The sequence below is a fragment of the Paraburkholderia sabiae genome (assembly GCF_030412785.1).
In the GTDB taxonomy this organism is placed as follows: Bacteria; Pseudomonadota; Gammaproteobacteria; order Burkholderiales; family Burkholderiaceae; genus Paraburkholderia; species Paraburkholderia sabiae.
The window spans coordinates 604,506-624,881 of record NZ_CP125296.1 but is presented as its reverse complement, the minus strand read 5'-3'; the positions used below and the strand labels follow the sequence as shown (position 1 = coordinate 624,881).

Genomic DNA, 20,376 nt, shown 5'->3' with positions numbered 1-20,376 from the left:
TTCATCTTGTCATAACAAGTTGAGCCATGTCGAAACCGGCCAGCCTCCTCACCCCCGTCACATCGGTGCCGCTCTACGCGCAGATAAAAGATGCGCTGCGCGCCCACATCCTCGATGGCACCTATGCGCCGCATTCGCAGATGCCATCGGAACACGAGCTATGCGCGATGTTCGGCGTGAGCCGGATCACCGTGCGACAGGCGCTCGGTGATCTGCAGAAAGAAGGCATGTTGTTCAAGCTGCACGGCAAAGGCACGTTTGTATCGAAGCCGAAGGCGTTCCAGAACGTCAGCTCGCTGCAGGGCTTCGCGGAAGCGATGTCGTCGATGGGCTATGAAATCGTCAACCAGTTGCGCAGCTTTCGCGTCGTCGAGGCCAATCGCAACGTGGCTGCGCGTCTCGGGCTCGAAGAAGGCGCGCCCGTCACGGAGATTCATCGCGTGCGGCTGCTCAATCGCGAGCCCGTATCGCTCGAACTGACGTGGCTGCCCGACGCCATCGGCACGCGTCTCGCGAATGCCGATCTCGTCACGCGCGACATCTTCCTCATCCTCGAAAACGACTGCGGCGTGCCGCTCGGTCACGCGGATGTCGCCATCGACGCCATCCTCGCCGACGACGAAATCGTCGATGCGTTGCGCGTGGAAGAAGGCAGTGCAGTGTTGCGCATCGATCGTCTCACACACGACGCAAACGGCGCGCCCATCGACTATGAGCATCTGTACTTTCGCGGCGATGCATTCCAGTACCGCTTGCGAATCGATCGGGAAAAAGCAGGTAAAAGCACGAAGAACAAGGCAACCAGGAAGACGCGATGAATACCCATGTACTCGAATACGACATCGTCGTGGTCGGCGGCGGAACGGCGGGACCGATGGCGGCTGTCAAGGCGAAGGAAAGCAATCCCGACCTCAAGATCCTGCTGCTCGAAAAGGCCAACGTCAAACGCAGCGGCGCGATCTCGATGGGCATGGACGGCCTGAACAACGCCGTCATTCCCGGCCACGCGACGCCCGAGCAATACACGCGCGAAATCACGATCGCGAACGACGGCATCGTCGATCAGGCCGCCGTCTATGCGTACGCGAAGCACAGCTTCAAGACGATCGAAGAACTCGACCGCTGGGGCGTGAAGTTCGAAAAGGACGGTACGGGTGACTATGCGGTGAAGAAAGTGCACCACATGGGCTCTTATGTGCTGCCGATGCCCGAAGGACATGACATCAAGAAAGTGCTGTACCGACAACTAAAACGCGCGCGCATCGCGATCACGAACCGCATCGTCGCAACGCGCCTGCTCACCGACACACACGGCGACGTCAACGGCGTGTTGGGCTTCGATTGCCGCACGGCGGACTTCTACGTCGTGCGCGCGAAAGCCGTGATTCTGTCGTGCGGCGCAGCGGGTCGTCTCGGCTTGCCCGCATCCGGCTATCTGATGGGCACCTACGAAAACCCGACCAACGCCGGCGACGGCTACGCAATGGCCTACCACGCGGGCGCGGCGCTCGCGAATCTCGAATGCTTTCAGATCAACCCGTTGATCAAGGACTACAACGGACCCGCCTGCGCGTATGTGACGGGCCCGCTTGGCGGCTTCACGGCGAACGGCAGGGGCGAACGCTTCATCGAATGCGATTACTGGAGCGGCCAGATGATGTGGGAGTTCTATCAGGAACTGCAGAGCGGCAATGGCCCTGTGTTTCTGAAGCTCGATCACCTCGCCGAAGAAACCATCCAGACCATCGAGCAGATCCTGCACACGAACGAACGCCCGAGCCGTGGACGTTTCCATGCGGGACGCGGCACCGATTATCGTCAGCAGATGGTCGAGATGCATATCTCCGAGATCGGCTTTTGCAGCGGCCACAGCGCGTCGGGTGTGTATGTCAACGAACGCGCGGAGACGACAGTCGGCGGACTTTACGCTGCCGGCGACATGGCCGCCGTGCCGCACAACTACATGCTCGGCGCGTTCACGTATGGATGGTTCGCCGGGCAGAACGCGGCCGCGTTCGTCGCGGGCCGTGAATTCGCGCCGCTCGATCAGCAGCAGATCGACGCCGAACGCGCGCGCATTTACGCGCCGCTCGAACGCGAGCATGGGCTTGCGCCTGCGCAGGTCGAGTACAAGCTGCGCCGCATGGTCAACGATTATCTTCAGCCGCCGAAGGTGACGCGCAAGATGGAAATCGGCCTGCAACGTTTCGAGGAAATCGCCGACGACATCGCGTCGATCAAGGCCACGCATCCGCATGAACTGATGCGCGCCGCCGAAGTGCGCGCGATCCGCGATTGCGCCGAAATGGCTGCGCGTGCGTCGCTGTTCCGCACCGAAAGCCGTTGGGGTCTGTATCACCATCGCGTCGATTATCCGCAGCGCAACGACGCGGAGTGGTTCTGCCATACGCATCTGCGCAAGGACGCGGCGGGCCGCATGACCAGCGAGAAGCGCGCCGTCGAGCCATACATCGTGCCGCTAGACGAACGCGAGCGCGGTTCATACAGCAACCTGCGCATTCACGGCGCGCAGCACGATTCGCAGACGAACACTCACGTGCTCGCCGACGTTTCGGCATGACAGGAGTCACCGCGATGTCCTACACACCACACGAAATTCTTCATCGAAGCTCCGCACCCGTCACGATCGACGAAAACAAATGTATCGCCGACAAAGGCTGCACCGTTTGCGTCGATGTGTGCCCACTCGATCTGCTCGCCATCGACGTCAGCAAGGGCAAGGCCTATATGCAGTTCGACGAATGCTGGTACTGCATGCCCTGCGAACAGGATTGCCCGACAGGCGCAGTGAAAGTCGATATCCCCTATCTGCTGCGCTAACGCGATCCGAACACCGCACGTTCACGATATCAACGACAGAGCCGACATCATGACCATTCGCTACGCTCGCTTCATCGCCGCATCCATCGCGCCGCTCGCATTCATGCTCGCCGCGAGCAACGTCCACGCCGAAACGATCCGCGTCGCCATCGGCACGCAGGACACGACGATCAACTGCGCGACAGGCGGCCTGCTGATTCGCGAACTGCATCTGCTCGATAAATACCTGCCGCACACGGGCAAATACAAGGACGTGACTTACGACGTGCAATGGAAGGACTTCACGTCCGGCGCGCCCATCACGAATGAAATGGTGGCGGGCAAGCTCGACTTCGGCACGATGGCCGACTTCCCCGGCTCGCTGAACGGCGCGGCGTTCCAGAAGGCAGGACGCAAGAGCATTTTCATCACGGTGCTGTCGGGCAGCGTGGACGGCAGCGGTAACGGCATCGTCGTGCCGGAGAACTCGCCGCTGCGTTCGATCGCCGATCTCAAGGGCAAAACGATCTCCGTGCCCTTTGCATCGACGTCGCACGGCATGCTGCTGCGCGCGATCAAGGCGCAAGGCTGGAACCCCGACACCGACGTGAACATCATCACGCAGGCGCCGGAAGTGGCAGGCAGCGCATTGAAGGCGAACAAGATCGACGCGCATGCCGACTTCGTACCGTTCGCGGACCTGTTCCCGTATCGCGGCATCGCGCGCAAGATCTACGACGGCGCACAAAGCCACGCGCCGACCTATCACGGCGCGCTCGTCGACGCCGCGTATGCGCAGAAGTATCCCGAAGTCGTCGTCGCCTATCTGCGCGCCGCCATCGAGGCCAATCAGCTGATCGCGCAAGACCCTGAAAAATACAGTCTGCTGATCCAGAAGACGACGGGCATCGAAGCCCCCGTCGATTATCTGTATCACGGTCCGCTCGGCATCCAGACGCGCGATCTGACGTGGAAGCCCGAGTATCGCCAGGCAACGGCTACAGCAATCGACACGCTCAAGCTGCTGAAGAAAACCGATGTCGATCTGGATGTGAACACGTTCATCGACGACCGCTATATCCGCGAAGCCTTTAAGGAATCCGGCCTCGATTACAACGCCGCGCTGAAGAACTACGCGAAGCAACCGCTCGTCGCGAACGACGCCTTGACGGGCAAGCCGATCCGCGATTTCAACGATGTCACGCAAGTGTGGCTCGAAAGCGAAGCGAAGGTGCGCAACTATGCGTCGCCGGCTGAAGCGTTCGCTGCGCTCGGCAAGATCGAGCAGTCCGGCGGCAAGACACGCGCCGTCTTCGTTCATGACCACGCGAGCGGCCTGAAGCTCTTCGCGAATCAGGCGTGGTACGTGAAAGATGCGCATGGCGCGATCACCGCGTTCCTGCTGAAAACGGGCGCCGATCGTTACGCGCAACAGGTCTCCGGCGCGGTCGTCGATTACGCCGCCGCGAAAACGGGCGCAGCGCAAGCCGTCGCGTCGCGCTGAGCGCATCGTCATTTCACGCTACATCGGGAACACGTTTATGGCCGCCACTTTCGATCTTCACGACAGGCATACCTCGCGGCATCGGCGCGCGCCTTTCTTCGCGCCGTCGACGAAGCGTCGCGCGTGGCGCGCGGCATCGCTCGCGGCGTGCGTCGCGCTCTGGCAGCTGGCCGTGCATTTCAGGCTCTCGGCGGGCATCATCACGTTCGCGAACGTGCCCGCCCCTTCCGATGCGCTGCCCGCGCTGTGGTCGCTGCTGCACTCGCCGAAGCTGCCGATGCATCTGGCCGCCAGCATCTGGCGCGTACTGGCGGGGTTCTGCACGGCGGCCGTGGTCGGTGTCGGGCTGGGGCTTGCGATCGGCCGCTATCGCGCCGTCGAAGATACCGTGCTGCCCGCGCTCGAAGTACTACGCCCGATTCCCGCCGTCGCGTGGATACCGCTCGCGATCCTCATGTTCCCGTCGTCGGAACTCAGCATGATGTTCATCACGTTCATCGGCGCGCTGTTTCCGATTTTGCTCAACACGGTGCACGGCGTCGAAGCCGTCGATCCGCGCCTCGTCGCGACGGCGCGAAGCCTCGGCACGCGGCCGCTCGCGCTCTATACGGAAGTCGTGCTGCCTGGCGCCGCGCCCGCTATTTTCACAGGCCTGGCGATCGGGATGGGCACCGCGTGGTTCTGCCTCGTCACGGCGGAGATGATCGCGGGTCAGTACGGCATCGGTTATTTCACGTGGGAGTCGTACACGTTGCAGAACTACCCGGATATCGTCGTTGGCATGGCGCTGATCGGCGCGCTCGGCATGGGCAGCAGTGTGCTCGTCAAGCGACTGGGCGTCGCGCTCACGCCGTGGTATCGACTGCAGGAGACACGCCGATGAGCAGCCTCACCGTCGATGCCGTGAATGCGCCAGCACGTGTTAACGTGCGCGCGCTGTCCGTCGAAGTCGGGCCGCCGCATGCGCGCCTGACCACGCTCCAGGGTCTCGACGTCGATATCGAACCGGGACAGTTCGTGTGCGTGCTGGGCCCGTCCGGTTGCGGCAAATCAACGTTGCTCGGCGCGATTGCCGGACACATCGCCGCGACGGAAGGCACGATCGCCGTCGACGACGAAACGGTCGAACGCCCGCATCCCGAACGCGGTCTCGTGTTTCAGCAGCACACGCTGTTTCCGTGGAAGCGCGTGATCGACAACGTCGCGTTCGGCCTCAAGATGAAGGGCATCGGCGCGAGCGAACGGCGCAGGCAAGCGGCCGAGTTGCTGGAACTGGTCGGACTCGGCGGGTTCGGTGCACACTATCCGGCACAACTGTCGGGCGGCATGCAGCAGCGCGTCGAGATCGCGCGTGTGCTGATCAACCGGCCACGCGTGCTGCTGATGGACGAACCCTTCGGCGCACTCGATGCGCAAACGCGCCGCATGATGCAGACCTTGCTGCTCGACATCTGGGCGAAGATACGCACGACCGTCGTGTTCGTCACGCATGACATCGAAGAGGCGCTGTTCCTGGCCGATCGCATCCTGATGCTGTCGACGCGCCCCGCGCGCGTGATCGCCGATATCCCCGTGCCGCTGGCGCGGCCGCGCCGCGACGAGTCGACGCTCGACCCTGGCTTCATCGATATCAAGCGCCAATGCCTTGCGCTGCTGCGCGACGTGGCATGACTTCATTCTTCCATCGCCCATGACCGATCTGACCATCCTGACCTTCGATCCTCATTCGCTCGCGCCGGAAGCGGCCGCGCTACTGCCTCGCCTGTCGAATGACGATGACGCCGTGCGCCGCATCGCGTTGATCGAACTCGCCGATCTCGAAGACCCCGATGCACTGCCGCCGATCGTCGCTGCATTGAAGCACGATGCGTCGCCCGACGTGCGCAGCGAAGCGGCGCGCGTGCTGGGCGCGTGGGAACAGCGCGATATCGTCGAAGCGTTGTGCAACGCGTTGCACGATACCGATGACAACGTGCGCGAAGCCGCGGCGTCGAGTCTGTCTGCGTTGAAGCAGACGTCGTCAGGCGCAGTGCTTTGCGAGTGGGCCGACGATCCTGCGCCGTTCGTGAAGCGCGCCATCTTGCGCGCACTGCGCGAACTGCGTTACGCCGATGCGTTTTCGCCCGCGCTGCGTGCACTCGAACATGACGATTCGAACGTGCGCATCGAAGCAGTCGGCGTGCTCGGCTGGCTCAAGGATGTGCGCGCACTCGCGCCGCTCGCGTCCATCGCCGTGCACGACGTCGATGCCGATATACGCCGCACTGCGGTCGGCGCATTGGGCTTTTCACATGCCGACGATCCCGCCACCGCGCAAGCGCTGCTGCATGCACTCGGCGATTCCGCGTGGCAGGTACGCGAGGAAGCGGCCACGACGCTCGGCAAGCTGCGCGCGAAGTCCGCGCGCGATGCACTGATCGACGCGCTCGACGACGCCTACTGGCAAGTGCGCCTGCGCGCCGCCCGCGCGCTGGGCCAGCTCGGCGATCGCGTGGCGGCACAGCCGCTCGTCGCGCTGTTGTCGCACGCGATCAGCAATCTTCGCAAGGAAGCCGCGCTCGCGCTCGGCGAACTGCGCGATCCGTCGACGGCATCGGCCTTGCGTATCGCGCTCAACGATGCCGATCCCGAAGTCCGCAAAGCCGTGCGCATCGCGTTGCAACAGATCGACGAAGCCATGCGATGAACAGCCCGCTTCACATCGAACTCGATATGCACGCGCGTACGTTGGCGCTGCATTGGGGTGATGGCGCGACGCAGCGCATCGCGTATCGTCTATTGCGGCAAATCTGTCCGTGTGCCGAGTGCAAACGCCAAAGGCTGGATGGCGCCGCGCCTGTCGTGCCCAACGACATCGCCGTGCTGGAAATCCTTCCGGCCGGATACGGCGCGCAGTTGCGTTTCAGCGACGGGCACGAACGCGGCATCTTTCCGTGGTCGTTTCTGGAGCGCTTGCAAGCTGAGGAATGATGCATCGGCGAGGTCCCGCTGTCACAAGCAAAAACCAGCGGGACCTGCATGCCAGAACGTCAGTCCTGAATGAACTGCAGCAGATCGGCATTCACCAGATACGCATGCGTCGTGCACATGCCATGCGGCGCGCCTTCATAAATCTTCAGCTTGCCGTTCGGAACCAGTTTCGACGACAGCTTGCCCGAATCGTCGAGCGGCACGATCTGATCCGCGTCGCCTTGCAACACCAGCGTCGGCATCGTCATCTTCTTCAGATCTTCCGTGAAGTCCGTTTCGGAAAACGCCTTGATGCAGTCGTACGCGCCCTTGATCGAGCATTGCATGCCTGCATACCAGAACGCGTCGATCGTGCCCTGCGACGGCTTCGCGCCTTCGCGATTGAAACCGTAGAACGGCAGCGCCAGATCCTTGAAGAACTGCGAGCGGTTGTCGATTACGCCTTTGCGGATATCGTCGAATACGGAGATCGGCAAGCCGCCAGGATTGCCCGGCGTCTTCAGCATCAGCGGCGGCACAGCTGAGATCAGCACTGCCTTGCGCACGCGTTGCGCGCCATGCCGCCCGATGTAGCGCGCCACTTCGCCGCCACCCGTCGAATGACCGACGAGAACCGCTTCCTTCAGATCGAGGAACCCGATCAGTTCCGCGAGATCGTCGGCATAACGGTTCATGTCGTTGCCATCCCACGGCTGGCTCGAACGGCCATGTCCGCGCCGGTCGTGCGCAATCACCCGATAACCCTTGTCCGCGAGATACATCATCTGCGCGTCCCATGCATCGGCATTCAAGGGCCAGCCGTGCGAGAACACGACAGGTTGACCCGAACCCCAATCCTTATAGAAAAGCTGGGTGCCATCTTTCAATACAAACGTAGCCATTACCTGGACTCCTTCATTGATGCCAGTTCAGCCGTCGCGTTCTTTCCGTGATCTGCACGAACGCAACTCGGCGAAATACGCGCTTCGCGCCGTTCGATTTCCATCGCGCCGGTGCATCGCGTATGAGTCCAGTATTCAGGCTTTCTTCGATCGCGCCTTGTGTATCGCCCCGACACTTTGGTATCTGCACGAGCACTCGCGTTGCAATGCTCTTCCGTAGAGCTTGCTGCAATCGCGTGCTTAGGCGAATTGCGGCGTGCTTTCATGCAAGGCCATTTGGCAACGCAAAGCTAGAGTCCTGAGTGAGACGGCGCAACGCGCCGCGCATTCAATCCCACACCCATTACGGCAATCATGGAAAGCATCACAAAGGTTATTGCGCCACACGCAAGCGAGCCATCGAATGACATCGCGCATGAAGAACCAGCGCGCGATCATCTGCGTTTTCAGCATCCGTATGCGCATCTTTGCGCGGCGTTCGGCAACGACTGGTTTGCGCTGAAGGCGGAATCGTTCGCGCGCTTCTTCGGCACGCCGACGTTTCTGTTGTCGCAAACGGCGATCGTCGGTGTGTGGATTGCACTTAACGTGTGCGGCGTCGCGCATTTCGATGCGTATCCGTTCGTGCTGTTGAATCTCGCGTTCAGTCTGCAATCCGCTTATGCCGCGCCGTTGATCCTGCTTGCGCAAACGCGTCAGGCTGACCGCGACAAGGCGCTTGCCGATGCCGATGCGCGTCATCGCGAAGCACTGGCTTTAGCGGCAGAGCGGCGCGATAAAGCACTCGCGCATCAAACCACGCAAATGCAGGAACTGCTCCGGCAAAACACGGAACTGACGGAATTGACGCGTGAGCTAACCGAACAGATTGCGCGGCTGACGCATGACGTTCACGAGAAACTCACGCGCGAGAAGCATCTGAAATCGTAAGCACGAAAGACGCGCGTTCACGCGTCGGCGTGAACGGCAACGGGAAGTTCGATCTGCATTGTCGCGCCACGCGTCGAAGGCGTCGCGCACGAAATGGAGCCGCCATGTCCTTCGACAATCGAGCGGCAAATGGATAGCCCCAAACCCATGCCTTCCGCCTTCGTCGTATAGAACGCACTGAAGAGGTTCGCTGCAACTTCGGGCGCAATGCCCGTTCCCGAGTCTTCGAAGATCACGAACACGCGCTCGCCATCTTCAACGCGCGTTCGCACTTTCAGCTCGCGAGGCCGATCGTTAATCGACGACATCGCCTGCAATCCATTGACGGCCAGATTGATCAGCACCTGCTGCAACTGCACGCGATCGCCATTCACGACCAACTCGCCTGGCGCGAGATCCATCCTGACGATCGCGCCGTACTTCTTGACCTCGCGATCCAGCAAGTCGATCGTTTCAACAACGAGACTATTGATGCCAAGCGGCGCGAACGTGGGCTCGCTCTTGCTGGCCAGCGCGCGAATGCGGCGAATAATTTCACTGGAGCGGCGCGCATTGCTCGCCATCGCTTCGAACGCGTGGCAGGCTTCGTCGAGATTCGGTGTTTCGCGCCTCAGCCAGCGCAGACCGGCTTCGCCATGCGTCGTGATCGCCGCGAGCGGCTGGCTCACTTCATGTGCGATCGATGCCGCCAGTTCGCCGAGCATCGTCACGCGCGTCGCGTGCGCAAGCTCGGTTGTCGATCGGTTCAGCGCTTCATGTGTCTCGTGCAGTTCGCGTACCTGCTGCGCGAGCCGCGCGCTGTCGGCCTGAATGCGCAACGTCAGCGCCGTGGTCGCGACAATCGACAGACACGCAACCGTCGCGCGCGCAAGCGCGGAGAACGAGTCTTCATCCAGATGTCCCATCAGATAGCCGGCCACCGTTGCCCAGATGCAAACGATCGCCACGATCAGCGTGCCGCGCCGCGACAGCACGGTCGCGACCAGCATGACGACGATCGAATACAGCACCATGATCGCCGTCGCGTAGTGACCGAAGGAGTCGACCACGAAGACGAACAATGCCAGCGCGCCCGCGAGGGTCAGCGTCAGCGTGGGGTTTTGCTTGCCGAGGAAAGACACGCGTTCCATGTTCATGTCGAGAGCTGGAGAATCGGAATCGTCAAGTCGCGCTCTATCCGCGGAGCCGCAACGGGCGAGGCGCGATGCATGATCTGCGCCCCAAACTCTCGTCAACACTTCTTGCCGGCTTTTATTCCCATCCGGCAACGACACGGGCGACGAAACAGCCATCGTCGGCGCAATCGATGCCGACAAGGACCGCTCATACTGACGGGCACGCGTAGTGCGCGCTTTCGTCGAACACGCGTGTTTTCAAATTTGCACGGCAACCTGAACGCGGAAACGAACGAACGTGTCCGTGTCAGTGAGGCTGAAGCCTTCGGCAGCTAGCGCACGAACGGCGTCAGCGCGCGCAGCCAGCACGCCACCGCGACCGCGCCGCCATCGGGTTCGCCGACGGCCCGCTCGCCGAGATAGCTCGCACGTCCGACGCGCGGCATCATCGACGCCGTCGCGTCCGCGCCCTTCTCCGCTGCATCGACGGTTGCGGTCCACGCATCCGCAAGCGGCTCGTTTCGACGCACGGCGGCAGCGAATGCATCCGCTGCGGGTCGCAGCGCGTCGAGCATCGTGCGCTCACCGGGTTGCGCGCCGCCCAGTTCGGAAATCGCGCTGACGGCGAGATCGAATGCATCGGCCCAATCAGTTGCGGCGGGTTCGCTGCTTTGAGCAAGACGGCGCGACGCACGCAGTAATGCCGTCGCATAGAACGGCCCGGAACTGCCCGCGATCGCGCGACGCAACGTGACGGCGAGTTCGGCCAGCGCATCGGCCGCCGATGGCCACGCGGTCGGTGGAATCGACAGCACGGCCTCGCCCGCGCGCTTCATGCTCGACCCGAGATCGCCGTCGCCGGCTTTGGAATCGAGGTCCGTGAGGCGCACTTCTTCATCGATCAATGCGCGCGCGGCGGCGTCGAATGCACGCTGCAACGGTGAACGTTGTGCGGCATGTTTCGCCGACACTTCGTTCGATGCGGCATCGCTCTCTGCACTCGACGCGATACCCGTCGCGCCGTCGATGTTGACACGTCCCGCGCCCGGCCATGTCGCGACCTTCGTCGGCGCATCGAGCAGCGCAAGACGCGCATCGTCGACACGCATCACGGAGATCGAACAGCCCGGCATGTTCAGCGCGGACAGCAGCGTGCCACACCATGCGCGTTCGATACGCAGCCCGCGCTCGCGCAACCCATTCATCGCAGCTCGTGCGACGACGGCCAGTTCCATCGGCGTCGTCGCGCCGAGCCCATTCACCAGCAACGCGACGCGCTCGCCGCTCGCGAATTGCAGATCGTCCGTGATAGCCGTGAGCAGTGTGTCCGTGAGTTGATCGGCGGGCATCGGCTTCGTGCGTTGCACGCCCTTTTCGCCGTGGATACCGAGTCCGAGTTCGATCTCGTCATCGGCGAGGCTGAAGCTCGATTGCTGCGTCGCGGGCAGCGTGCAGCCATCGAGCGCGACGCCCATCGTGCCGATCGCATCGGCGGCGCTGCGCGCGATGGCCGCGACATCCGAAAGCGTCTTGCCGGCCGCGGCCGCCGCGCCCGCAATCTTGTGTACGAACACGGTTCCGGCAATCCCGCGACGACGTCCGCGTTCGACTGTGTTGCGCAGCGAGACATCGTCGGCGACCACGACGACTTCGACGGGAATGCCTTCGGCGCGCGCCAGTTCCGCCGCGAGCCCGAAGTTCAGTCGATCGCCCGTGTAGTTCTTCACCACGAGCAGCGCGCCGTTCGGTCCCGCCGATGCGCGGATCGCGGCGAGCACGGCGTCCGTCGACGGCGACGTGAACACTTCGCCGCACACGGCGGCAGCCAGCATGCCCTCGCCCACATAGCCCGCGTGCGCGGGCTCGTGTCCGCTGCCGCCGCCCGAAATGATCGCGACAGGGCGCGAGTGCGGCTCCGGCAGATCGCGTCGCACGACGACATTCGCATCGCGCAGCAAGGCGGTGTCGGGCGCGAGCATCGCAAGACCTTCGAGCATCTCGCGCACGACGCGCGACGGATCGTTCAACAGCTTCTTCATGGCGATGAACCTCGGGGATTTCGGATGACGGTTTGAGCGAATGGGCCGCACGCGACCCAAAGGTGTAACTCTATCCGCAGCGCGCGGAGGGCGCATGCGCAGAATCAGTTCGGCGAATCGGACGCGCCATTCGCCTTGATGAAGTCGACGAACGCGCGTAACGGCGCAGGCAGATGACGCCTGCCCGGATAGTAAAGAAACGGCCCTGAAAAGCGTTGCCACCACGGCTCGAGAATCGGCTCCAGCGCGCCGCTGTCGAGATGCGGCTTCAGCATGCCCTCGAACAGATGAATCACGCCGACGCCCGCCAGCGCCGCGCTGACGGCAAGCTCGATGGCGGCGCCCGGCCTCACCACGAGCGGCCCCGACGGATCGAGCCGCACCACTTCACCGTCGCGCTCGAAGTCCCACGTCGGCATCGCGCCGCCCGCGAACTGACCACGCAGGCAGGCATGTTCGAGCAAATCGCGCGGATGCTCGGGCCGTCCGTACGTGTCGAGGTATTCACTGGTCGCCGCTGTCGCGAAGCGTTGCACGCGCGGGCCAATCGGCATCGCGATCATGTCCTGCTCCAGCCGCTCGTCGTAGCGGATGCCCGCATCGCAGCCGATCGACAGCACATCGACAAAGCCGTCTTCGACCACGACTTCCACGCGAATGTCCGGATACGTCTTGAGGAACGGCGCGACGATGGACGGCAGCACGATGCGCGCCGCGCTCGACGGCACGTTGAGCTTGAGCGTTCCGCTCGGCTTCTCGCGGAATACGTTGAGGACGTCGAGCGCCGCTTCCATTTCGCTGAAGAGCGGCGTGAGTTTTTCGATCAGCCGCTGGCCCGCTTCCGTCGGCGCGACGCTGCGCGTGGTCCGATTGAGCAGCCGCAGGCCGAGCTTCGTTTCGAGGCGGCGCACGGCGATGCTCAGGCTCGATGCGGAAACGCCGCTCATGCGCGCCGCGTCACGGAAACCGCCGGCGCGCGCCACCGACACGAAAGCAGCAAGGTCGTTGAGTTCCATGGACGCATTGTTCACGATTTTCAACAGCCCGTACACTTTAGATGCCTTTATTCAACAGCGCAATCGGCTCACACTGTCGTTCATCGTCTACCAAGGAGCACGCAATGCCGAACGTCAATCCCGCCGACACTTTCACGCTGGCTGGCCGCCAGGTACGCCGCATGGGCTACGGCGCGATGCAACTGGCTGGCCCCGGCGTATTCGGCCCGCCAAAGGATCGCGACGCATGTATCGCGGTTTTGCGCGAGGCCGTCGCGTCGGGCGTCAATCACATCGACACCAGCGACTTCTACGGGCCGCACATCACGAACCAGCTGATTCGCGAAGCGCTGCATCCGTATTCCGCCGATCTGACGCTCGTCACCAAACTCGGCGCGACTCGGGGCGACGACGGTTCGTGGCTTGCGGCGCACGAACCCGACGATCTGCGACGCGGCGTGCACGACAACCTGCGCAATCTCGGTCTGGATGCGCTCGATGTCGTGAACATCCGCATCATGGGCGATATTCACAGGCCCGCCGAAGGCTCGATCGAGAAGCAGGTGACGGCGCTCGCCGAGATGCAGCGCGAAGGGCTCGTGAAGCACATCGGTCTGAGCAACGTGACGGCGGCGCAGATCGAAGAAGCGCAACGTATCGTCGAGATCGTGTGCGTGCAGAATCACTACAACCTCGTGCATCGCGAAGACGATGCGCTCGTCGCGCAACTCGCGACACAAGGCATCGCGTATGTGCCGTTCTTCCCGCTCGGCGGCTTCACGCCGATTCAATCGTCGGCGCTGTCCGATATCGCGCGTGCATTGAACGCGACGCCGATGCAGGTTGCGTTAGCGTGGCTGCTGCATCGCTCGCCGAACATTCTTCTGATTCCCGGCACGTCGTCGCTCGCGCACTTGCGCGAGAACATGCAGGCCGCGCAACTGCGTCTCAGCGATGCCGTGCTCGCCCAACTCGATGCGATCGGACGTGCAGGCGAATAAGCTGCCTGCAACGTGCATCCCGTTCACACCACACGGGATGCACGCGACGCGCCTTGTTACTGCAGCAGCTTGAGAACCTGCTGCGGCATCGAGTTCGCTTGCGCGAGCACGGAAATACCTGCTTGCTGCAACACCTGGGCCTTCGACAGGTTCGCCGTTTCCGTCGCGAAGTCAGCGTCGGTGATCTGCGATTCGGCGGCGCTCATGTTCGTCGATTCCGTTTGCGTGGTCGAAATCGCGGCCTGGAACGTGTTCTGCGTGGCGCCCAGCGTTGCCTGGAAGGTGTTGACGCTGGTCAGCACATTGTCGATGGAGCTCATCGCGGCTTGCGCGCCCGACGCCGTCGCCACGCTCAGGCCGCTGATGCCGAGCGAACTCGCGTCCCACTTCTGCGAGCCGAAGTTCGCGGTAATCTGCTGACCGTTGAACGCACCGATCTGGAAGTTGACCGAGCCGATACCATTGAGTACCGACTGACCGTTGAACGTCGTTTGCTGCGCGACGCGCGTGATTTCCGTGAGACGCGTCGACACTTCCGATTGCAGGTTGGCGAGCGCGTTCGAATCGAGCGAGCCGTCGCCTGCTTCGACAGCGAGCTGGCGAATACGCTGCAGGTTGTCGACGACCGATTGCAGCGCGCCGTTCGTGGTCTGCACCATCGAAATGCCGTTGTTCGCGTTGGCCGCGCCTTGCGTCAGCGCGTTGATCGAAGCCGTTTGCGACGTCGCGATCGCGAGGCCGGCCGCATCGTCGGCGGCCGTGTTGATGCGCTTGCCCGACGACAGACGGTTGATCGCCTGCGAGAGCGCGTTTTGCGAGCCCTCCAGATTGTTCTGCGCCGTCAACGACATGATGTTCGTATTGATGTTCAGCATTTGAGCCCCTTTCGGATCTATATCAAGGATCGACATAAGCGGCGCTGCGACTTATTCAATGCTTTGCGTCGCCGCTCGAAGGGGTTTACGACGTCTCCAAATATTGCTTTAGGTTTCCATTTGGAATACCTGCTTTCCATACGCGTATTGACAGGATGCAAATCGAAGCGTTTTTTCGTTCACATATCATTGATTTTTATCGATATTCAATGACACAATTCCATTCCTTCCGTTTCATCATCACGTCATTACAAATGGAATACCTCGAATAAACGTGTTACGAGTAATTACGTAATGTTGATTACTCGACGAAAGCAAAAGCCGATAGCAGCACGCTTAATGCTGACGTGGTAATAACTTTGACTGACAACTCTTTTGACGTGCAGTGTGTGAAACTTTCAGCGCAGAAAACCTTCGGACCGTCGCGCAGGACTCGCGATTAGCAGCACGATTGTCGCCACGCAAAAGGCAGCGCCCGCATAAAAAGTCGCCGATGCGCCGACCGTGTCCCACAACGCGCCGGCGATCACGCTCGACACCAGCGTCACCAGTCCGCTCAGCAGATTGAAGATGCCGAACGCCGTGCCGCGCAAATGCGCGGGTGCGCTATGCGACACCATCGTCGCGAGCAGGCCTTGTGTCATGCCCATATGCAGCCCCCACAACGCGACGCCTACGAGCAGAACGCTCCAGTGCACGGCATGTGCGAGCACGACATCGGAGACGGCAAGAATCACGAGGCCTGCAATCAGCAACCTGATATGACTCATCGAATCGGCGAGCTTGCCGAGCGGGTATGCCGATAGCGAGTACACCACGTTCATCGCGACCATCACGAGCGGCACCAGCGCAACGGGCACGCCGCTGCCCATCGCGCGCAACACGAGAAAGGCCTCGCTGAAACGCGCAAGCGCGAATACGGCGCCAACCGCGACAACCCACCAGAATGCCGCGCCGAGTTGTCGGATGTTCTCGCGCTGGATCGGATTGATGCGCTTTGCGCCCGGCTCCCGCGCAGGCTCGTGGATGCCGACGGTCAGCAACGCGACAGCCAGCATGCCGGGAATCACGGCGAGCCAGAACGCGAGGCGGAAGTTGTCCGCCCACACCAGCATGATCGCGACCGCGAGCAACGGCCCGAGAAACGCGCCGACGGTATCGAGCGACTGCCGCAAGCCGAACGCAGCGCCGCGCAGATGCGGCGGGGTGACATCGGCGACGAGCGCATCGCGCGGCGCGCCGCGAATGCCTTTGCCGATGCGATCGATCACGCGGGCCGTCACGACGAGGCCGATCGTCGGCGCGAGCGCGAACAACGGTTTGCTCAGCGCGCCGAGTCCATAGCCCGCTACCGCGAGCCATTTGCGATTGCCGAGATAGTCGCTAAGCGCACCGGAAAAGATCTTGACGATAGGCGCCGTCGCCTCGGCGATGCCTTCGATCAAACCGATCGTCGCCGCGTTCGCGCCGAGGCTCGTCATCATGAACATCGGCAGCAGACTGTGAATGATCTCCGACGAGATGTCCATCAACAGGCTCACGCAGCCCAATACCCAGACGCTGCCGGGTATCTGTCGAAGCGTGCTGACGCGGGAGTTGCTCTGCATCCGTTCGTTCCTGCAAGCAAGAGACGATCAGGCCCAGTGAGCCCAGACCACGAGGGTGTTGAAGAGTGCGTGAGTCGATACCGTCGCCACGACGGGCGTGCCGCCTCGACGGGCTTCGATTACGAACACGGCGGCGAGCGTCGCGGAAGTCGCCGTCAGACTGATCGCGCGCCAATCGGTATAGCCATGACAAAGCCCGAAGACTACGGTCGATACGATCCCGGCAAAGTGCCATGAGCGACGCAGCAACCCGTGCAACAGCGTGATGATTCCCCACTGGAAGATCAGCGTTTCGTACAGCGGCGCAAGCACGATGGTGAAGAAAAGTTCGACCCATCTCGGATGACCGACGAATATATTCGCGACATGCGAGGGATCGCCGAAGACGCGCAGCATCACAGCCGCTATCGCGTACTGCCCTGCAAAGCTCGCGAGCGCGCCCGATACCACCAGTTGCCAGGTTGGCCAGGCAGCGACGGCTAAAACGGACCGGCGTCGAAGCGAACGTTCCAGCATGAGGCCGAGCCTCCCATGTCGAATGCGGGGTGGTCGAATGCGCGATAAAAGCATGCTGCAATCGAACTATTGTGTCGCGAGAGTTGGCTCGCCTCAAACACTTTCGCGCCTGCTGACAATGCTTATGAGCCTTCGACGTCCATGCAACAAGGCGACCCCGCGATGGCATAGTCGATGCAAGTGTGTGCGCCTACACCATGCATCAGGAGCACGCCATGTTCGCATACTTCTTCCTCGCGCTGCGCAAGCTGTTGGACCTCGCCGAACACAGCCGCCGCGACGCTTACCTCGCAGCGGCCGTCGACATGGTCGAACTCGAACGCCGTATGCGGCTGATGGATGGCAACGACTAGCCCGTCACAGCAGCCCGACCAGATTGCCTAGCGCCGCGGACGCATCGCCATCGCGCCAGCCCAACGCGAGATGCGCCCGCATCTTCGTGCCTTGCACGTCGACGTAACGTACGCCTTTCACCTGCACCTGCGCGATCGCGGCGGGCACGATGGACACGCCCAAACCCGCTGCCACCAGATTGATCACCGACGACACCTGCGGCGCAGGCTGCGCGAGTCGCGGACTGAAGCCCGCCTCGCCGCATGCTCGCACGATCTCGTCGTGCAGCGTGACGCCCGCCGGTCCCGGCACGAGCACGAACGGTTCGTCGGCTAGCGCCGTCAGCGGCAGGCGCTTTTTCGTGGCAAGCGGATGCGTCGACGGCAGCACGATCTTCATCGTCTCGTCGGCGAAGCGATGCATCTGAATGTTCTCCGGCGGCGTCGATCCGGGCCGGAAAAACACGGCGTCGAGCCGGTCGTCGAGCAGCCCTTGCAGCAGCGCAGGCGTGTTCGCTTCTTCCAGCGTCAGGTCGACGGTCGGATAGCGGTTCTTGAAACGGTGGATCAACGTCGGCACGACAGGATTGAACGCCGCCGACCCCGTGAAGCCGATCCGCAGCCGCCCCGTTTCGCCACGCGCTGCACGTTGCGCTGCACGTGTCGCGCGCTCCGCGCCCCCGAGCACACGCTGCGCCTCGATCAGAAAAGCCGTGCCCGCATGAGTCAACTCGGCGCCGTGAGGCGTCCGGCGGAACAGTTCGACGCCTAATTCGCGCTCCAGACTCTTGATCTGCTGACTGAGCGGCGGCTGCCCGATGCCGAGGTTTTCGGCGGCACGCGTGAAATTGCCTTCACTCGCAACTTCGATGAAATACCGCAGATGACGTAGTTCCATGTCAGTGCTCAAACGTATCGTGTTACGCAGTTTCATATATTGGACAGTATAGCGGGCGGGCACGACAATATACGCGTCACCGTCGAACGCCAGCACTGCTCCATGAACACAGACTCCGCTGTTGAAACGCCCGAGCGCGTCGAACCAACTCGCGCACAAGCACAAGCACGCACGCATGCCGCTTCAATCGGCGTGCGGCCCGGCTCCGCGGATTTTCGGCGCATCAGCATTGCGCTGTTTCTCGCGGGCTTTTCCACGTTTTCGCTGCTGTATTGCGTGCAACCGCTGCTTCCACTTTTCGCCGCCGAGTTCCATATCGGCGCGGCGCAAAGCTCGCTCGCCCTGTCGCTCTCGACAGGCTTTCTCGCGTTGTCGATTCTCTGCGCCGGTGCATTGTCGGAGCGCTTCGGCCGACGCGGGCTGATCTTCGTCTCGATGACGCTCGCCGCGCTCTTCAACGTCTGCGCATCGCTCGAAGCGGACTGGCACAGCATTCTCGTCGCACGCGCACTGGAAGGGCTCGCGCTCGGCGGCGTGCCGGCCGTGGCGATGGCGTATCTCGCGGAGGAAATCGATCCGCGCGGTCTGGGACTCGCGATGGGGCTTTATGTCGGCGGCACCGCATTCGGCGGCATGATCGGTCGCGTGGGCATGAGTTATATGAGCGATCATCTGTCGTGGCGCACGGCGATGCTGACCATCGGCATCGTCGACGTGGTCGCAGCGATCGCATTCGTGATGCTGCTGCCGGCGTCGCGCAACTTCGTGCGCAGAACCGATCTCAGCGCGGCTCATCACGTTGCGCTGTGGCGCAAGCATCTGACGGCATCGACCTTGCCTGCGGTGTTCGCAACGGGATGTCTCGTGATGGGCGTGTTCGTCACGGTCTACAACTACGCGGGCTTCCGGCTGATGGCGCCGCCGTTCGATCTCAGCGCGACGCAAACGGGCCTCATTTTCTGCTCATATCTGTTCGGGATCGTCGCGGCATCCAGCGCGGGCGCGCTGGCCGACCGCTGCGGACGCGGCCCCGTGCTGACGGCGGGCATCGTGGTTGCCACGCTCGGACTTGCGTTGACGCTGATGCATGCGCTCATACCCGTCGTGATCGGCATCATCGTGCTGACCGTCGGCTTTTTCATCACGCATTCGGTGGCGAGCGGCTGGGTCGGACAACTCGCCGACGGCGCGAAAGGACATGCGACGTCGCTGTATCTGCTTGCGTACTATCTCGGTTCGAGCGTGCTGGGTTCGTGGGGCGGCTGGTTCTGGCAAAACGGCAAGTGGCCGTCGGTAGCCGGGTTCGGTTTCGCGATGCTCGCTTTGTGCGGCACACTGACTCTGTACGTTGCGCGTGCACAGTCGCGCGCACGCCGAACGATGACTCGAAAGCAAGGAGCCACATCATGATCGATCATCTCGACCATCTGGTGCTGACGTGCACGGATGCCGAAGCCACGACGAAGTTCTATACGCAGGTCATGCAGATGCAACTGGAAACGTTCGGCGCGGACCGTATCGCGTTCCGCTTCGGCAACCAGAAAATCAATCTGCATGTACGTGGAAGCGAATTCGAGCCGAAGGCGCATTTGCCTGTGCCTGGCGCGCTGGATCTGTGCTTCATCGCGTCAGTGCCGCTCGATCAGGTGATTGCGCATCTCGCGGCATGCGATTGGCCGATCATCGAAGGCCCGGTCGAACGTACGGGTGCGACGCAGAAAATCCGCTCGGTGTATGTGCGAGATCCCGATCTCAACCTGATCGAGATATCCGAACTGCTCGGCTGAGTTTTCCAGAAGTGAACGACGACGTCCCATGCTTTAAGCCCCGTTTAATCCGCTCTGCCTAGATTGCAAACACGGACTCTACCGTTCGAAAGCATCTGCGGATGAA

General features: G+C 62.2%; 21 protein-coding genes. 13 read left to right on the top strand and 8 right to left on the bottom strand.

Annotated elements, in window-relative coordinates; all coding sequences use genetic code 11:
* Window positions 1–26 precede the first annotated feature (26 nt).
* The 8 genes from QEN71_RS32480 to QEN71_RS32445 are packed head-to-tail and all read left to right on the top strand — an operon-like array spanning window position 27 to window position 7,294.
* Window positions 27–818: a GntR family transcriptional regulator gene (locus QEN71_RS32480; protein ID WP_201647247.1), complete on the top strand. Its 792-nt coding sequence runs from the start codon at window positions 27–29 to the stop codon at window positions 816–818.
* Window positions 815–2,581 carry a fumarate reductase/succinate dehydrogenase flavoprotein subunit gene (locus QEN71_RS32475; protein ID WP_201647246.1) on the top strand — a complete coding sequence of 589 codons (1,767 nt, stop codon included), beginning with the start codon at window positions 815–817 and terminating at the stop codon, window positions 2,579–2,581. The genes QEN71_RS32480 and QEN71_RS32475 overlap by 4 nt, the downstream gene beginning before the upstream one ends.
* A 14-nt stretch (window positions 2,582–2,595) precedes the next feature.
* Complete coding sequence (locus tag QEN71_RS32470; protein WP_201647245.1) at window positions 2,596–2,841, top strand: 4Fe-4S dicluster domain-containing protein; 246 nt, start codon at window positions 2,596–2,598, stop codon at window positions 2,839–2,841.
* 49 nt (window positions 2,842–2,890) lie between these two features.
* Window positions 2,891–4,324 (top strand): ABC transporter substrate-binding protein, encoded by a 1,434-nt coding sequence (locus QEN71_RS32465; protein ID WP_201647244.1) that lies wholly within the window; start codon window positions 2,891–2,893, stop codon window positions 4,322–4,324.
* 37 nt (window positions 4,325–4,361) lie between these two features.
* Complete coding sequence (locus tag QEN71_RS32460) at window positions 4,362–5,207, top strand: ABC transporter permease (protein WP_201647243.1); 846 nt, start codon at window positions 4,362–4,364, stop codon at window positions 5,205–5,207.
* Window positions 5,204–5,995 carry an ABC transporter ATP-binding protein gene (locus QEN71_RS32455; RefSeq protein ID WP_201647242.1) on the top strand — a complete coding sequence of 264 codons (792 nt, stop codon included), beginning with the start codon at window positions 5,204–5,206 and terminating at the stop codon, window positions 5,993–5,995. The genes QEN71_RS32460 and QEN71_RS32455 overlap by 4 nt, the downstream gene beginning before the upstream one ends.
* A gap of 19 nt (window positions 5,996–6,014) precedes the next feature.
* On the top strand, window positions 6,015–7,010 hold the full coding sequence (locus QEN71_RS32450) for a HEAT repeat domain-containing protein (protein WP_201647241.1): 996 nt from the start codon (window positions 6,015–6,017) through the stop codon (window positions 7,008–7,010).
* Window positions 7,007–7,294, top strand: coding sequence for a DUF971 domain-containing protein (locus QEN71_RS32445; protein WP_201647240.1), 288 nt, complete (start codon window positions 7,007–7,009; stop codon window positions 7,292–7,294). The genes QEN71_RS32450 and QEN71_RS32445 overlap by 4 nt, the downstream gene beginning before the upstream one ends.
* A 59-nt stretch (window positions 7,295–7,353) precedes the next feature.
* Here the strand turns inward: QEN71_RS32445 and QEN71_RS32440 are convergent, their stop codons facing one another.
* Window positions 7,354–8,175 (bottom strand): alpha/beta fold hydrolase, encoded by an 822-nt coding sequence (locus tag QEN71_RS32440; RefSeq protein ID WP_201647239.1) that lies wholly within the window; start codon window positions 8,173–8,175, stop codon window positions 7,354–7,356.
* Window positions 8,176–8,529: 354 nt separating this feature from the next.
* Here QEN71_RS32440 and QEN71_RS32435 point away from each other — a divergent pair, with 354 nt between their 5' ends.
* Window positions 8,530–9,105 carry a DUF1003 domain-containing protein gene (locus tag QEN71_RS32435; RefSeq protein ID WP_201647238.1) on the top strand — a complete coding sequence of 192 codons (576 nt, stop codon included), beginning with the start codon at window positions 8,530–8,532 and terminating at the stop codon, window positions 9,103–9,105.
* A gap of 17 nt (window positions 9,106–9,122) precedes the next feature.
* On the opposite strand, the gene QEN71_RS32430 is transcribed toward QEN71_RS32435, so the two are convergent.
* The 3 genes from QEN71_RS32430 to QEN71_RS32420 form a co-directional block, all read right to left on the bottom strand.
* Window positions 9,123–10,235, bottom strand: a complete 1,113-nt coding sequence (locus QEN71_RS32430; RefSeq protein WP_233471630.1) for a sensor histidine kinase — start codon at window positions 10,233–10,235, stop codon at window positions 9,123–9,125.
* A 317-nt stretch (window positions 10,236–10,552) separates the two neighbouring features.
* The gene (locus QEN71_RS32425; RefSeq protein WP_201647236.1) at window positions 10,553–12,259 is read right to left on the bottom strand and encodes a dihydroxyacetone kinase family protein; all 1,707 of its coding nucleotides are present in this window, start codon (window positions 12,257–12,259) and stop codon (window positions 10,553–10,555) included.
* Between the two features lie 104 nt (window positions 12,260–12,363).
* Window positions 12,364–13,275: a LysR family transcriptional regulator gene (locus QEN71_RS32420; RefSeq protein ID WP_201647235.1), complete on the bottom strand. Its 912-nt coding sequence runs from the start codon at window positions 13,273–13,275 to the stop codon at window positions 12,364–12,366.
* Window positions 13,276–13,379: 104 nt separating this feature from the next.
* Between QEN71_RS32420 and QEN71_RS32415 the strand changes: the two genes are divergently transcribed.
* Window positions 13,380–14,255: an aldo/keto reductase family oxidoreductase gene (locus QEN71_RS32415; protein ID WP_201647234.1), complete on the top strand. Its 876-nt coding sequence runs from the start codon at window positions 13,380–13,382 to the stop codon at window positions 14,253–14,255.
* Window positions 14,256–14,311: 56 nt separating this feature from the next.
* Here QEN71_RS32415 and QEN71_RS32410 read toward each other — a convergent pair whose 3' ends face one another.
* The 3 genes from QEN71_RS32410 to QEN71_RS32400 form a co-directional block, all read right to left on the bottom strand.
* A complete protein-coding gene (locus QEN71_RS32410; RefSeq protein ID WP_201647233.1) occupies window positions 14,312–15,130 on the bottom strand; it encodes a flagellin domain-containing protein in 819 nt (272 codons plus the stop codon).
* 398 nt (window positions 15,131–15,528) lie between these two features.
* Entirely contained in the window at window positions 15,529–16,737 is a 1,209-nt protein-coding gene (locus QEN71_RS32405) for an MFS transporter (protein WP_201647232.1), read from the bottom strand.
* A 27-nt stretch (window positions 16,738–16,764) separates the two neighbouring features.
* Window positions 16,765–17,253 (bottom strand): CPBP family glutamic-type intramembrane protease, encoded by a 489-nt coding sequence (locus QEN71_RS32400; RefSeq protein ID WP_201647231.1) that lies wholly within the window; start codon window positions 17,251–17,253, stop codon window positions 16,765–16,767.
* Between the two features lie 215 nt (window positions 17,254–17,468).
* Between QEN71_RS32400 and QEN71_RS32395 the strand changes: the two genes are divergently transcribed.
* On the top strand, window positions 17,469–17,606 hold the full coding sequence (locus QEN71_RS32395; RefSeq protein ID WP_201647230.1) for a DUF3563 family protein: 138 nt from the start codon (window positions 17,469–17,471) through the stop codon (window positions 17,604–17,606).
* A 4-nt stretch (window positions 17,607–17,610) separates the two neighbouring features.
* Here QEN71_RS32395 and QEN71_RS32390 read toward each other — a convergent pair whose 3' ends face one another.
* Window positions 17,611–18,483 carry a LysR family transcriptional regulator gene (locus QEN71_RS32390; protein WP_201647229.1) on the bottom strand — a complete coding sequence of 291 codons (873 nt, stop codon included), beginning with the start codon at window positions 18,481–18,483 and terminating at the stop codon, window positions 17,611–17,613.
* A 102-nt stretch (window positions 18,484–18,585) separates the two neighbouring features.
* Between QEN71_RS32390 and QEN71_RS32385 the strand changes: the two genes are divergently transcribed.
* Window positions 18,586–19,893 (top strand): MFS transporter, encoded by a 1,308-nt coding sequence (locus tag QEN71_RS32385; protein ID WP_201647228.1) that lies wholly within the window; start codon window positions 18,586–18,588, stop codon window positions 19,891–19,893.
* The gene (locus QEN71_RS32380; RefSeq protein ID WP_201647227.1) at window positions 19,890–20,270 is read left to right on the top strand and encodes a VOC family protein; all 381 of its coding nucleotides are present in this window, start codon (window positions 19,890–19,892) and stop codon (window positions 20,268–20,270) included. Before QEN71_RS32385 ends, QEN71_RS32380 begins: the two co-directional genes overlap by 4 nt.
* Window positions 20,271–20,376 lie beyond the last annotated feature (106 nt).

Bases quoted from the DNA above. Each gene is read 5' to 3' on its own strand.
- QEN71_RS32380 (WP_201647227.1), top strand. From the start codon at position 19,890: ATGATCGATCATCTCGACCATCTGGTGCTGACGTGCACGGATGCCGAA.
- QEN71_RS32405 (WP_201647232.1), bottom strand. From the start codon at position 16,737: ATGCAGAGCAACTCCCGCGTCAGCACGCTTCGACAGATACCCGGCAGC.
- QEN71_RS32445 (WP_201647240.1), top strand. From the start codon at position 7,007: ATGAACAGCCCGCTTCACATCGAACTCGATATGCACGCGCGTACGTTG.
- QEN71_RS32440 (WP_201647239.1), bottom strand. From the start codon at position 8,175: ATGGCTACGTTTGTATTGAAAGATGGCACCCAGCTTTTCTATAAGGAT.
- QEN71_RS32455 (WP_201647242.1), top strand. From the start codon at position 5,204: ATGAGCAGCCTCACCGTCGATGCCGTGAATGCGCCAGCACGTGTTAAC.
- QEN71_RS32390 (WP_201647229.1), bottom strand. From the start codon at position 18,483: ATGGAACTACGTCATCTGCGGTATTTCATCGAAGTTGCGAGTGAAGGC.
- QEN71_RS32460 (WP_201647243.1), top strand. From the start codon at position 4,362: ATGGCCGCCACTTTCGATCTTCACGACAGGCATACCTCGCGGCATCGG.
- QEN71_RS32410 (WP_201647233.1), bottom strand. From the start codon at position 15,130: ATGCTGAACATCAATACGAACATCATGTCGTTGACGGCGCAGAACAAT.
- QEN71_RS32420 (WP_201647235.1), bottom strand. From the start codon at position 13,275: ATGGAACTCAACGACCTTGCTGCTTTCGTGTCGGTGGCGCGCGCCGGC.
- QEN71_RS32415 (WP_201647234.1), top strand. From the start codon at position 13,380: ATGCCGAACGTCAATCCCGCCGACACTTTCACGCTGGCTGGCCGCCAG.
- QEN71_RS32395 (WP_201647230.1), top strand. From the start codon at position 17,469: ATGTTCGCATACTTCTTCCTCGCGCTGCGCAAGCTGTTGGACCTCGCC.
- QEN71_RS32400 (WP_201647231.1), bottom strand. From the start codon at position 17,253: ATGCTGGAACGTTCGCTTCGACGCCGGTCCGTTTTAGCCGTCGCTGCC.
- QEN71_RS32435 (WP_201647238.1), top strand. From the start codon at position 8,530: ATGGAAAGCATCACAAAGGTTATTGCGCCACACGCAAGCGAGCCATCG.
- QEN71_RS32450 (WP_201647241.1), top strand. From the start codon at position 6,015: ATGACCGATCTGACCATCCTGACCTTCGATCCTCATTCGCTCGCGCCG.
- QEN71_RS32475 (WP_201647246.1), top strand. From the start codon at position 815: ATGAATACCCATGTACTCGAATACGACATCGTCGTGGTCGGCGGCGGA.
- QEN71_RS32470 (WP_201647245.1), top strand. From the start codon at position 2,596: ATGTCCTACACACCACACGAAATTCTTCATCGAAGCTCCGCACCCGTC.
- QEN71_RS32385 (WP_201647228.1), top strand. From the start codon at position 18,586: ATGAACACAGACTCCGCTGTTGAAACGCCCGAGCGCGTCGAACCAACT.
- QEN71_RS32425 (WP_201647236.1), bottom strand. From the start codon at position 12,259: ATGAAGAAGCTGTTGAACGATCCGTCGCGCGTCGTGCGCGAGATGCTC.
- QEN71_RS32480 (WP_201647247.1), top strand. From the start codon at position 27: ATGTCGAAACCGGCCAGCCTCCTCACCCCCGTCACATCGGTGCCGCTC.
- QEN71_RS32430 (WP_233471630.1), bottom strand. From the start codon at position 10,235: ATGGAACGCGTGTCTTTCCTCGGCAAGCAAAACCCCACGCTGACGCTG.
- QEN71_RS32465 (WP_201647244.1), top strand. From the start codon at position 2,891: ATGACCATTCGCTACGCTCGCTTCATCGCCGCATCCATCGCGCCGCTC.